This is a genomic window from Humiphilus diazotrophicus (assembly GCF_059726315.1).
The window spans coordinates 1,278,560-1,291,537 of sequence record NZ_AP040870.1 but is presented as its reverse complement, the minus strand read 5'-3'; the positions used below and the strand labels follow the sequence as shown (position 1 = coordinate 1,291,537).

Genomic DNA, 12,978 nt, shown 5'->3' with positions numbered 1-12,978 from the left:
CTTTGCCGCTTTAGGAGAAGAGGACTATTTTACGCGACGTCCTGAGATATCCGGTCCGAAGTGGAAGGCAGGGCCAACGGACACACGAGTAATCCAGCCGCCATTTGCCAAGATATCGTTCATCGGGTGGCAATAGGCAACGTCGATTATCACTCTTGCACTCAGATGTTTGGTTAGTCGAACATCTGTTCCTCCGCCTATCCCATAGGCACCTACCCAGTCCACCTTGGTTCCTTTAGGGACTAGCTCTTTTGAAACCAGTGTTGAAATAACATCGGTTGGCCGTGGTGTTGCGGAGACGCGGAATGCACTCAACGCCGGGTGAATGAATAAAACTCCCGTCGGAAAATGACGATAGGTAAGCTGAGGTCCAGCAGCGAAGGTTTGAATTTTGATATCGGTAGGTACGCGGAGATTGTATCCGCGTGGTAGCTGGGCTCCGAGCTGTGCCTGGAGTGTCTTCGGTAACAGGTCCGGCGTCAGATTGGTGCTTCCATTCTGCACGCTATAGTCGAAGCCGCTTGCAAGCCACTTCTTTTGAACCATACCAACCTGCATGCCAAAGCCCGGCTGATTCAGTCCATTTACGAATCCGGCGTGTACGTTGGAGAATCCAGTGAAGATGTCGTACTTGCCAATATAGTTACCTTGTGCGTAACAGAGAGATCCTGGGAGCACAAGGATAAACGCCATTAGGAGAAGAAGGCCTGGCGTAAAGCCTTTTTTTGTATGTTGGATCACAGTTGCTCCTCAATAAGATTAGATAGTGTGGGTGATTCTTGATGGGTTACAGGATGGTGCAAGCCAGTTAGGAATTGAGCTATCCGGCTCAGAAGAAGATCGGTTTGTTCCCTGTGGGGAAGATGACCCGCATTTTCGAAGATTTCGTATTCCAGATTCGGAATCGCTTCCTGTAATGCATCGAGATGTACTGTGGTCCCGAAGCTGTCGGCGGCTCCCTGTAGGGCGAGAACTGGGCAGGCAATATTCGCAAGCAACTCTTGGATATGAAAATTTTCTTCATTTACATTGCTTGCCCATCTGGCCCACGCGTGAAACACGGTGTCGGGTTGCTGGTGATAGCGCGCCAGCTTTTCCTGCAGCTTACTGCCCGGGTACTCTGCTGTCATTTTTTGGATATGTTGAGACGCGCTTCTTTCTGGCACAACAAATGGACTTTCCAGGATTAGAGCCTTTGATCTGTTTGAGCGTGCGGCGTATAGGATCGCAATGCCGGCGCCCTCACTATGACCATACAGGATTGGGGACTCTAGAGAATAGTGCTTTAACAGTTGCGGAATGACTGTTTCAACTTGACTCAGATAGTACTCCTCATTCCGCTTTTCTAATGGCCCTTCGGAGTTGCCGTGTCCAGGGCGCGAGTACAGAAGAACATTCGACTGGGCAGCCATAGCGAGCCTCTGTGGAAAATCTCTCCAATAGCTCACCGAGCCGAGTGCTTCGTGCAGCAAAAGAATAGTATCAGTTGCAGATGGCACGATATGCATTGCTACTTCAATAGACTTGCCATTCAGCAACAGAAATTCTGAATGAGAGTGGGGGAGTGCAGTGGTCATCGAACCTCCAGCCAAACCACTTTTCGCTCCATGCGCTCCCATTCTTTGAACTGCAAGGCGAAGTGCTGTTCAATTGCAGCGCGGCGTACTTTTAAAGTTGGAGTAAGCAGTCCGTTGTTCGTGGTCCAGGGTTCAGCGGAAATCGCAATGAAGCGCAGGTTTTCATGATGCTCCAGCTGAATGTTGACCTGCTCCAGGAGTGTTTGCAGTTGCCCTGTGATAGCTGTACGCTCCTGTTCCGATCGGCATTCAGCTCGCTTTTCGGGAGTCAGCACGGCGAGAGCAAAGGGGAAGGTCATACCGGCTCCAAAAACTGCTACCGACTCAAAGAGTGTAGAGAGGGAAAGAAGCTCCTCGATCCGCGAGGGAACAACAAATTTCCCCTTTGCTGTCTTGAACTCCTCTTTCAAACGCCCAATCAGGCGAAGGCGACCAGCCTTGTCGATCTCGCCGCGATCTCCGGTACGGAAGTATCCGTCAGGAGTGAAAGCCTCTTCCGTGAGCTCCGGATTGCAGAAATAGCCCAGCATGTTCATCGGCCCACGGATCTGTACCTCACCATCCGGGGCGACACGAGTATCTGCGTACTTACTCGCATTTCCGACAAAACCTATTCGATAGGTTCCGGGTAAGGGAACGTGTGTGATTCCCGTCTCTGTCATGCCGTAGCCTTCGATAAAGTTCAGTCCCATTTTGCGATACCAGTTGATGATTTCGGTTGGAGTGGCCGCTCCGCCTCCGGCTACGATACGTGCGTGATCGAGACCCAGCTTGCGTAGTAGTTTCTTCCTGAGGATGCCTCCGACAAGAGGGATCGCGAGAAGACGGTTGAGCTTCTTTTCCGGAACTTTCTCGAAGACCTTCTGCTGAAAGCGGATAAAGAGCCTCGGGACGGAGAAGAAGAGTGTCGAGCGCGAGCGTTCCAGATCGTGGAGAAATGTCTCCTGACCCTCTGTGAAGAAGATATGGAGTGGAATGTTCAGGGCATTCATCTCGACGATGGCTCTCTCCGCGATGTGCGCAAGTGGGAGGTAAGAGAGAATGCGGTCTCCGCCTGGAGTTGTGCTCTCGAATGCCGGTTCCATCGACTTTCCCATCAGGCTTAGGCCTTGGAAGGAATGCATCGCGCCCTTTGGCTGGCCGGTGGTTCCGGAGGTGTAAATGATGGTGGCAACATCGGAAGCCGGTCGAACAGGATCGCCTTCAAGGGGAGCCTGGCTGGCAATAATTTCAGCCCACGGAATCGCCTTGGCAGGTGTATGTCCTTCAGCGGCATTCGGAAAGGAAACAAAACTTAGATTCTGAAAGACGTCATCCTGCTCGAATGGCAGAGCATGGTCGTACTGGCCGAGAAAGCATGCAACCGGCTGGGAGTGACGAAAGAGAGAGGTAAGTGTTCCGTTGCTGGCTGCGGGAAAGAATGGAACACTTACATGTCCTGCCATCCAGATAGCAAAATCAGCCATAAGCCACCAGGCACAGTTTCTGCCAAGGATGACAACGCGTGATCCCGGCGGCCAATTTTGCGCCTTGAGCCAGGAGGCCATCTTTCGAACCTCCTGCATTGCACTGCTCCATGTCCATTCAGATACATGTCCAAGAAGCGGTTGGGTGAGGAGCATCTGTGATGCTCGTTCGCGCTCTGACGAATACAGTTTCTGCAGGGGAAGATCTGATTCGTCCAATACTTTGTAGAAAGGTGGTTTTCGGTTGAATTGCTCCTGCGCCAGAATTGCTGTGCGTGCCGCCATCCGGTGACCTCCACCAGAATTTACTAACCGAAGGGTAAAATAATCATGTAATGTGATGTCTGTCACGAACTTTTTTACCTTGCGGTAATATTTTTTTAGACAACGGCAATTGGCTTTCTCCTCTGACCGGCATGTTTCCCGACGAATTTGCCCTGTCTACGTACAGGTAACTACACGGAAAGGTGGCAGTTACGGATGTCTGACCTGAAAGGCAAAACACTCTTCATCTCAGGAGCCAGTCGTGGAATCGGTTTGGCTATTGCCCTGCGTGCGGCGCGGGAAGGTGCCAACATTGTGGTGGCGGCCAAGACTGCCACAGCTCATCCCAGGCTGCCGGGTACGATCCATACGGCGGCAGCAGAAATCGAATCGGCCGGAGGTAGAGCCTTACCTCTGTTGGTCGACATCCGCTCCGAAGAGCAAGTAGGCGAAGCAGTCCGCAAGGCAGTGGAATGCTTTGGTGGAATCGACATTCTGGTCAATAACGCCAGTGCTATCAGCCTTACAAGCACTGCGGAAACTCCGATGAAGCGTTTTGACCTGATGATGAACGTGAATCTTCGCGGAACCTATGTTTGCTCTCAGGCCTGTTTGCCGTATCTGTCCAAAGCTTCAAATCCGCACATCCTCACACTCTCTCCGCCGCTGGACATGCGTCCGAAATGGTTTGCTCCACATGTGGCCTACACAATCGCCAAGTATGGAATGAGCATGTGTGTGCTGGGTATGTCCGAGGAGTTTCGTTCGTTGGGGATTGCTGTGAATGCGCTTTGGCCTCGTACCCTGATTGCTACCGCTGCTTTGCAGATTATTCCTGGCGCCGATCCGGAGCGAGGACGGACTCCTGAAATTGTCGCAGATGCTGCGGCGCATATCCTGAAGCGCGATAGCCGCACAACGACAGGAAACTTCTTTATAGACGAGGAGGTCCTTGCAGAGGAAGGCGTTACCGACTTTTCCCCCTATGCTGTTTCACCCGGAGTTCCGCTTCGGTCGGATCTCTTTCTGGATTCAGCGCGCGAGGTAGATATCTGCTGCTAATTCAAGGAGCAACCTGTAAAATGCCAGTACAAAGCACGCGAGAAAACATAGATTTCGTCGAAGGACCAGACCTCTTGCCTAAAGCCACCGAGAAGTCCAAAGGATCTGCCGCTTTACACGAGCCTTGGAAAGCCTTTCATGTGCGGGAGCAGCGGCGCTTGGACATCAAGCGTGATGCCGTGCTGCAAACGGCCGCACAGTTGTTTCTGGAAACCGGATATCGCCAGACCTCGATGCGCCAATTGGCCGCTCGCCTGAACATCACGAAACCGGCGCTTTATTATTACTTCCGGACCAAGGAAGAACTGCTGATTGAGTGTTACCGCGAGGGCATTGAATCCATAGAGGCCGCGCTGCTCGGGGCACTGGACTGCAAAGGTAATGGGCTGCAGAAGGTAAAGGCTTACATTCACGCCTACGCAACTGCCATTGTGACGTATGACTTCGGTCGTTGCGTCGCGGCTCTTGACGATTCGGAGCTGTCGGACCAGGCACGCCGTCAGGTGAGGACTCTTAAGCGTCGTATTGATGCGGCGTTGCGTGGGTATGTGGAAGAGGGAATTGCCGATGGATCCATTGCCCCTTGCAATGCAAAGATGGCGTCTTTCGCCATGGCTGGCGCAGTCAATTGGATTGGTACCTGGTATAGACCGAATGGAAGCTTGAGCCCGCAGGAAATTGTCACTGAATTTACAAATATTCTGACTTCAGGTTTGCAGCGCTGTCATTGCTCGCCCGACGATCATGTTGATCATTCCGAGCCTTTAGCGCCAGGGCGCAAACGACGTTCGTAACTAAGCTGTCCTACTTCCTACTCCAACTTGGCTAGTGCCTCTTGAATCCTTCCGGTTGAATTGACCGGGAGGATAAATTTTTCTCGCGACACGCAGTTCTCCCCGTTTTCTTTGTTCTACAAAATCTTAAAATCTTGCGTACATTCTCTATCGGAAGTTATTCAAAACAATGTTGATATCTCCTGATAGCTGCATTGCTAGCCGGTCTCGGAAAAGAAAGATTTTCTTTCTGTTTGACTTTTTGACCGCGCGTTCAGTATTCTCTGTCTCTCGATGGGGCAGAATGCACTTTTGACCGATCGTTCAATATTCCCCATCCAAGAAGTCGAGGTCTTTCCCTTTCGCTGAAATAAGGAGCACACATAAATGGCATCGCTGCCGATCGCAGATCCTGTGCATGAGGTTTCCCCTTTCCCCTCACCGAAAGCAGGGGGCAAAAACTATAACGTGTGGCGAGTTGCAGTGCTCGGTGCGGGCACGATGGGAGCCCGCATCGCGGCTCACATCGCAAATGCAGGCTTGCCCGTCTTGCTATTGGACATTGTTTCGTCAACCGGAGACCGCAGTGGTATAGCCGCGAAGGCGCTCGAAGCCCTAAAGAGTGCCAAACCTGCAGCCTTCGCTGATCCAGCATTTGCGGCACATATCAGCATTGGTAACTTTGAGGATGACCTTCCCAGGTTGAAGGACTGTGATTGGGTCATCGAAGCTGTCGCGGAAAACATGGAGATCAAGCGTGGTCTCCTCAGCAAAGTTGTTCCTCACCTTCACTCCACTGCAATTCTAACCACTAATACCAGCGGACTTCCCGTAGCCAAGATTGCCGAAGACCTTCCGGTTGAGATCAGGCGTCGTTGGTTTGGCACGCACTTCTTTAATCCTCCTCGCTACATGCGGCTCTTCGAGATGATTGCCACGCCTGAGACCGATCCTGAGGCGCTGGAAGCAATCTCCCTGTTTGCAGATCGCAAGCTAGGTAAAACGGTCGTAGCCGCGAATGATGTGCCAAACTTCATTGCGAATCGTATTGGCACCTTCGCCATGCTGAACACCTTCCGCATCATGGAAGAACAAGGGCTCAGCATAGAAGAAGTTGATCTTCTGACAGGATCCGTTGTCGGTTGGCCAAAGACCGGTACTTTCCGGCTCTCGGATATGGTCGGAATCGATGTGCTTGCGAGTGTGGCAAAGAACTTTGCTGCGAACGCACACGACGAGCGTTCCGATGTGAAGCTTCCCGAGGCTCTCACGCAACTTGTGGAGCGGAAGTGGTTAGGAGACAAGACAAAGCAAGGCTTCTACAAGAAAGAGCGCGGTGCCGATGGCAAGGAGATCCGTCTTGTCCTGGATCTGAATAGCTTTGAGTACCGGCCTGCAGTTCGTGCTTCTCTTGCCGAAATCGAGATGGCGAAGACGAACGATTCTTTGCCGGGGCGAATTCGAGCTTTGCTGAGCGGTAATCCGCAAAAAGATAAGGCTGCAAAGTTCTATTGGCAAGCGCTGCCTGAGCTGTGGGCCTATGCTGCCAACCGGATTGGTGAAGTAGCTCAGACGGTTGTGGACATCGATCGTGCGATGAAGGCCGGATTCAACTGGGAACTCGGTCCCTTCGAAATGTGGGATGTTGTGGGCGTCTCCACAGTCGTAGAAAAAATGCGAGCTGCCGGGATGGCAATTCCTGCGGCGGTAGAAACGCTGTTAGTCCTTGGCGACAGATCCTGGTATCGTGCCGATGGCCGGGAGTATTTCGATCCTCGAACCAATTCGTATCAACGGATTGAGCAAAATCCCCAAACAGCTTCGGTCTCGAGTTTCAAAAAAGCGAATGGTGTTTTTGCAGAGAATGCCAGCATCTCTCTGGTTGATCTGGGCGATGGCATTGGATGTTTCGAGTTCCACTCAAAGATGAATAGTGTCGGAACCGATATTGTCCAGTTCCTTCGTCAGAAGCTCGATCCAAACAGTGATGCCGTAAAGAACTTCGACGGTTTCATTATCGCCAGCGATGCTGCGAACTTCTCTGTCGGCGCCAATCTCATGCAATTGCTTCTGGCAACACAGGAAGAAGAGTGGGAGGAGATTGACGCAACCGTGCGCGCATTCCAGGCAATGACTCAGGCGATTAAGTTCTCTCCTCGACCTGTAGTTGCTGCGCCATTCGGATTCTGTTTCGGAGGTGGAGCGGAAATTTCGCTTCACTCCAGATTGCGTCACTCCCATATCGAACTGTACAAGGGCCTTGTAGAAACCGGGGTTGGAATTCTTCCTGCCGGTGGTGGCTGCAAGGAGATGCTATTAAGGACCGTTGCGGCTTCGGACAATGTTCGTCCCGATAGCCGTGGCGAATCCGTCGAATTGGTCGATGCGCTCAAGACCACTCTCGAAACCATTGCCATGGCTAAGGTCTCGACCTCGGCTTATGAGGCACGCAAGCTTCGCTTCCTCGACGACGAAGATCCGATTTGCATGAACCGTGATCGATTGGTGACAGATGCCAAGGCAAATGCTCTGCGACTGGTACGGGAAGGATATACCTCGCCTCTTCCCCGGACAGATATTCCGGCACCCGGGAAGAGTGTTTTCGCAACGTTGAAGCTGGGTATTTATCTCATGCGGGAGGGTGAATACATCAGTGATCACGATGCAAAAATCGCTACTCATGTGGCCCGTGTTCTTGCCTGTGGCGATCTGACATCGGGAACTCTCGTAAGTGAACAATACTTGCTAGATCTTGAACGTGAAGCCTTCCTCTCCCTTTGCGGAGAAGCAAAGACGCAAGAGCGTATTGGGTTCACGCTAAAGACTGGTAAGCCATTACGGAATTAACGGACTTCCCCAAAGCCGTTCACTGTAATCAGCAGTAATTCGAACTCAAGAATCTGGAGATCCAGATAGAGCAGTAAGGAGGTCTTGGATGAGGGAAGCAGTAATTGTAAGCGCCGTCCGCACGCCCGTGGGGAAGGCCCCGAAGGGAACACTTAAATCGACCCGCCCTGACGATCTCGGCGCGATTGCTGTCAAAGGTGCACTCGAGCGTGTTCCGATGCTCGATTCTAAAGAAATCGAAGATGTGATTATTGGCTGTGCAATGCCGGAAGGCGAACAGGGAATGAACATGGCTCGCATTATCTCTCTGCGAGCCGGCATGCCGATTGACTCTGCCGCAATGACTGTTAATCGCTTCTGCGCTTCTGGTTTGCAGTCGGTTGCCCTTGCCGCTGAGCGAATCCGCGGTGGTGGCGCCGATGCAATTGTGGCCGGTGGTGCTGAGTCGATGTCTTACGTACCGATGGGAGGCAACAAGGTAGCTCTGAATCCCTGGCTGGTTGATAACTATCCAGGGTCCTATCTGTCTATGGGGTTGACAGCGGAGCGTGTTGCAAAGCATTACGGCGTTACACGGGAAGAGGCCGATCAATTCTCTGTGAACAGTCACCGTAAGGCTGTTGCGGCCATTCAGACCGGAAACTTCTCGGAAGAAATCGTAGCTGTACCTGTCTCTGTAACTGTTCCCAACGGAGGAGGTAAGCCAGCTGTTAAAGAGCAACAGTTCACAATTGATGAGGGGCCGCGTACGGATACATCAATGGAAGCTCTTGCCAAGTTGCGGCCTGCCTTCCATGCACGCGGCGTGGTTACTGCCGGAAATAGTTCTCAGACCTCTGACGGTGCGGCGGCTGTGGTCGTCATGTCTGAGGAACGTGCAAGAGAGATAGGCGCCAAACCCTTAGCTCGTTTTGTTGCGTTTGCTTATGCCGGATGCCTTCCTGAAGAGATGGGAATCGGGCCGGTTTACGCAATTCCAAAGGCCCTCAAGATGGCAGGACTTACTCTCGATCAGATCGACCTGATTGAGTTAAATGAGGCTTTTGCCGTTCAATCTCTGGCCGTCATCAAGACCCTCGGAATCGATCCTGAAAAAGTGAACGTTAATGGTGGAGCGATCGCACTCGGCCATCCTTTGGGATGTACGGGAGCAAAGCTTACCGCGACTCTGCTTCATGAGTTCAAACGCCGTAAGGCGAAATATGGAATGGTGACCATGTGTGTCGGTGGAGGCATGGGCGCTGCGGGCATCTTCGAGAATCTGCAAAATTAAAAGGAGAATATTGTGAGCACAGCCGCAATATCGAATATCGCAAAGAGAACGTCAGGTGGCAGCTTCCTCATCGAAGATCTTCTTCCGGAAGATATCTTCACACCAGAAGACTTTACTCCTGAACAGAAACAGATCGCTGAGATTACATCCAGTTTTGCAGAGGAGAAGGTCATCCCTGCGATTGGCGAAATCGAAGCCAAGAACTTCGACGTCAGCCGCCGTCTCATGCGCGAGATGGGGAGCCTTGGCTTGCTGGGTGTTGATGTTCCGGAAGACTACGGTGGTCTGGATCTGGACAAGATTACTGCCGCGATTATTGCGGAGAATATCGCCGTATGCGGTAGCTTCTCCGTTACCTTTAGTGCGCATGTGAGTATTGGAACTCTGCCTCTGGTCTGGTACGGAACGCCGGAGCAAAAAGAGAAATATCTCTCGAAACTAGCTTCGGGAGAGTGGATTGCCTCGTACGCTTTATCTGAATCGTCCGCCGGTTCGGATGCAATGAATATCCGTACGCGTGCCACCCTTTCTCCCGACGGTAAGCATTACATCCTGAACGGCGAGAAGATGTGGATCTCGAACGCCGGTATGGCAAGTCTGTTTACCGTGTTTGCCAAGATAGATGGAGAAAAGTTCACAGCTTTCCTGATTGAGGCTGGAACCCCTGGTCTGACTGTCGGTGCTGAAGAGCATAAGCTGGGCATCCGTGGTTCTTCGACCTGTCCGCTCATCCTCACCGATTGCCATGTTCCGGTTGAGAATGTTCTGGGAGAAATCGGCAAGGGCCATCTGATTGCTTTTAACATCCTTAATGTGGGTCGCTATAAGCTTGGTGCTGCGGCAGTTGGAGGTTCTCGCAAGTCCTTCCGCGATGGTGTGCGCTATGCAAAGGAGCGTGTCGCCTTTGGTAAGCCGTTGACTGCTTTTGGCCTTGTTCAGGAGAAGATTGCGGAGAGTGCTGCCGGTATCTATGCTGGAGAAGCGTTAGTTTATCGGACTGTCGGGGCTATCGATGCAGCTCTTTCCGAACTCGATAAATCCTCACCGACTTACAATCGCGATGTTCAGAAGTGTATTGAAGAATTTGTGGTCGAATGCTCGATTATGAAGGTCTGGGGCTCCGAGACACTCGAACGTATCGTCGATCAGATGCTTCAATTGCACGGTGGCTACGGCTACGTTGAAGAATTTCCGGCGGAGCGGAGCTATCGTGACGCCCGTATTAACAAGATCTTCGAAGGAACAAATGAGATCAATCGTCTGATCATTACCGGATGGATGATTAAGCGCGCCATGCAAGGCCGACTCGCTCTGCTGCCTGCGATCAAGAAGGTAATGGACGAGGTAATGGCCGGTCCAAGCACCCGGATCGCGGGTGAGGGAGCTTTGTCCGAGGAGCGTTCACTTTTGGCAAGTGCCAAGAAGCTAGGGCTCTTCTGCGCTGGGGCTGCATCTCAGAAGTTTGGGACCGATCTCGCTGAGCAGCAGGAAGTGATGGGGATGTTGGCGGATATGCTGGCTGAAATCCTGGTATTGGACTCGACCATTTTGAGAACGGAGAAGATGGGAGAGCGGAATCAACTGGCAATTAAGCTGGCCAAGTATTACGCCGCCCGGTCCTTCCGTATCATTACGGCTGCTGCCGAGCGACTTATGGGAGCTATTGCCGAAGGAGATATGCTCCGTACGCAGATGGCGATCTTCCGCCGGCTAATTAAGCACGAACCAACCAATACCGTTGCGCTTGGACGCGAGATCGCAACTGTAATGGTAGAGGCTGGGCGCTACACCGTTTAGTGCGCGAACCGGGAACGTTATAAGGGACTGCTGCTTCATGAGAGTTAACTGGAGCAGAGTAATTTGTACCAGAGGCAGGCCACAGAGAGTGTGTGAAGGCCAGATTCTCTTAGCTTTTGCGCACTCTCTACCTGGTACATCTTGCAAGGTTTCCCCAGAGAGGAGTTATTAGGATGCGAATTCTAACGCTGATTCGCCAGGTTCTCGATGCGCAGGAGACTGTTCGAATCAAGAATGGCACAGTGGATCTCGAAGGCCGCAAGCTGGTAATGGACACAATGGACGAATACGGAGTGGAGGAAGCGCTTCGTCTTCGTGAGAATAGTGCCGATGCCGAAATCGTAGTTCTCGCCATTGGTCCTGCCAGGGTTGAAGAGGCAATGAGAACAGCGCTTGCGATGGGGGCAGATCGTGGAATCCATGTGGAAACCGATCTTGCACTCGATGCGATTGCCTTAAGCAGTGTCGTTGCACAAATTGCTCAGGCCGAGCAGGCAGATCTTATCTTCTGTGGCGGACAACAGGCTGATTGGGACAGTCAGGCTCTTGGGGCTGCGACCGCAGAGAGATTGCAATGGCCTCAGGCGACCTGGACCCGTGCCCTAAAACTGAATGGAAATATCCTTGAAGGAAAACATGACACCAATGATGGGGTTGAGTCCTTTGAGGTGGAATTGCCTGCCGTTATTACTACTCAGCAGGATCTGAATGAACCACGCTATCCAACCTTGCCAAACATTATGAAGTCGAGAAAGAAGGAGATTCGCAAGGAGAAGCTGGACGCTTACGGTGTTACGCCCAAGGTTCGGGTTCGTGGAATGGAAATCCAGACGAAGGAGCGGCTGAATAAGATTCTGGACGGTAAGGATGTATCTTCAGCAGCGGCTCAGCTGGTTCAATCATTGCGTTATGAAGCTAAGGTGATCTGATGATCTTGATCGTTGTGGAACATGCCGATGGCAAAGTAAGTAAGAGTACTTATGAACTGGTTTCAGCTGCTCGCGAGATGGGGCGTGAAGGTCCCCTGACGGCGCTGGTGCTTGGGAATGGCGTTTCCTCGATAGCATCTGAAGTATCTTTTCTTGTCGATCAGGTTCTGGTTGCCGACAGACAGGAACTCGATTCGTACGATGCAGAGTTATGGAGCGCGGCTGTAAGTCAGATTGCAACAGAAGGAGAGGCTCACACTGTTCTGATTGCAGCTAGTCGAAGCGGAAGGGAGTATAGTCCGCGGGTAGCGGTCAGGCTTGATGCTCCGCTGCTGGAGGATGTAGTCAGTCTGAAAGATGATAATGGTGTGATGGCGGCTGAGCGTTATTGTTTCCTTACACGAGTAACAGAACGCATCGAAGCGCAGAGTCCGTTCATCGTAGCGACGATAAAGCCCGGCTCTTTCGCAGCGGCGCCAAGCGGGAATGCAGTTGCCGAACAGTTCGATGTAGATCTCCAACTTCCGCAGCGGCGGCTCAGAATTACAGGTAAAGTTAAAGAGCAAACAGAGCGGGTCTCGCTCGTGGAAGCGGATGTTGTGGTCGCTGGCGGACGTGGGGTAGGCAGTCCGGAAGGCTTCGATCAGCTGGTTGTCGGTTTGGCAGACCGGATCGGTGCAGCTGTAGCAGCGACTCGTGCGATTGTCGATGCAGGCTGGAGACCATACTCCGAGCAGGTGGGGCAGACAGGGAAGACGGTTCAGCCGAAGGCCTATATCGCTGTTGGTATCTCAGGAGCAGTGCAGCATCTGTCGGGGATGAACAAAAGTAAGTACATTGTTGCCATCAATAAAGATGCTGAAGCTCCCATCTTCAAAATTGCCGATTACGGCATAGTAGGCGACGTGAAGGAAATCGTTCCTGCCATCATTCAGGAACTGCAGAAGGAACAAGAGCAAACCGAACAAAAATCAAGAGTGGCTTGATCGA

Annotated in this window: 10 protein-coding genes; 7 read left to right on the top strand and 3 right to left on the bottom strand. The window is 52.0% G+C overall.

What is annotated here, in order from left to right; genetic code table 11:
* Positions 1-24: 24 nt before the first annotated feature.
* The 3 genes from AC6I7T_RS06680 to AC6I7T_RS06670 are packed head-to-tail and all read right to left on the bottom strand — an operon-like array spanning position 25 to position 3,328.
* The gene (locus AC6I7T_RS06680) at positions 25-741 is read right to left on the bottom strand and encodes a hypothetical protein (RefSeq protein ID WP_497792556.1); all 717 of its coding nucleotides are present in this window, start codon (positions 739-741) and stop codon (positions 25-27) included.
* Positions 738-1,577: an alpha/beta fold hydrolase gene (locus tag AC6I7T_RS06675; protein ID WP_497792555.1), complete on the bottom strand. Its 840-nt coding sequence runs from the start codon at positions 1,575-1,577 to the stop codon at positions 738-740. Before AC6I7T_RS06675 ends, AC6I7T_RS06680 begins: the two co-directional genes overlap by 4 nt.
* Positions 1,574-3,328 carry an AMP-binding protein gene (locus AC6I7T_RS06670; RefSeq protein ID WP_497792554.1) on the bottom strand — a complete coding sequence of 585 codons (1,755 nt, stop codon included), beginning with the start codon at positions 3,326-3,328 and terminating at the stop codon, positions 1,574-1,576. The genes AC6I7T_RS06675 and AC6I7T_RS06670 overlap by 4 nt, the downstream gene beginning before the upstream one ends.
* A gap of 195 nt (positions 3,329-3,523) precedes the next feature.
* Between AC6I7T_RS06670 and AC6I7T_RS06665 the strand changes: the two genes are divergently transcribed.
* The 7 genes from AC6I7T_RS06665 (at position 3,524) to AC6I7T_RS06635 (ending at position 12,974) form a co-directional block, all read left to right on the top strand.
* Complete coding sequence (locus tag AC6I7T_RS06665; protein WP_497792553.1) at positions 3,524-4,369, top strand: SDR family oxidoreductase; 846 nt, start codon at positions 3,524-3,526, stop codon at positions 4,367-4,369.
* Positions 4,370-4,389: 20 nt separating this feature from the next.
* Positions 4,390-5,163: a TetR/AcrR family transcriptional regulator gene (locus AC6I7T_RS06660; RefSeq protein ID WP_497792552.1), complete on the top strand. Its 774-nt coding sequence runs from the start codon at positions 4,390-4,392 to the stop codon at positions 5,161-5,163.
* A gap of 366 nt (positions 5,164-5,529) precedes the next feature.
* Positions 5,530-7,989, top strand: coding sequence for a 3-hydroxyacyl-CoA dehydrogenase/enoyl-CoA hydratase family protein (locus AC6I7T_RS06655; protein WP_497792551.1), 2,460 nt, complete (start codon positions 5,530-5,532; stop codon positions 7,987-7,989).
* 88 nt (positions 7,990-8,077) lie between these two features.
* Positions 8,078-9,262 (top strand): acetyl-CoA C-acyltransferase, encoded by a 1,185-nt coding sequence (locus tag AC6I7T_RS06650; RefSeq protein ID WP_497792550.1) that lies wholly within the window; start codon positions 8,078-8,080, stop codon positions 9,260-9,262.
* A gap of 12 nt (positions 9,263-9,274) precedes the next feature.
* Positions 9,275-11,059: an acyl-CoA dehydrogenase FadE gene (locus AC6I7T_RS06645; protein ID WP_497792549.1), complete on the top strand. Its 1,785-nt coding sequence runs from the start codon at positions 9,275-9,277 to the stop codon at positions 11,057-11,059.
* A 173-nt stretch (positions 11,060-11,232) separates the two neighbouring features.
* Entirely contained in the window at positions 11,233-11,988 is a 756-nt protein-coding gene (locus AC6I7T_RS06640; RefSeq protein WP_497792548.1) for an electron transfer flavoprotein subunit beta/FixA family protein, read from the top strand.
* Complete coding sequence (locus AC6I7T_RS06635; protein WP_497792547.1) at positions 11,988-12,974, top strand: electron transfer flavoprotein subunit alpha/FixB family protein; 987 nt, start codon at positions 11,988-11,990, stop codon at positions 12,972-12,974. Before AC6I7T_RS06640 ends, AC6I7T_RS06635 begins: the two co-directional genes overlap by 1 nt.
* Positions 12,975-12,978 lie beyond the last annotated feature (4 nt).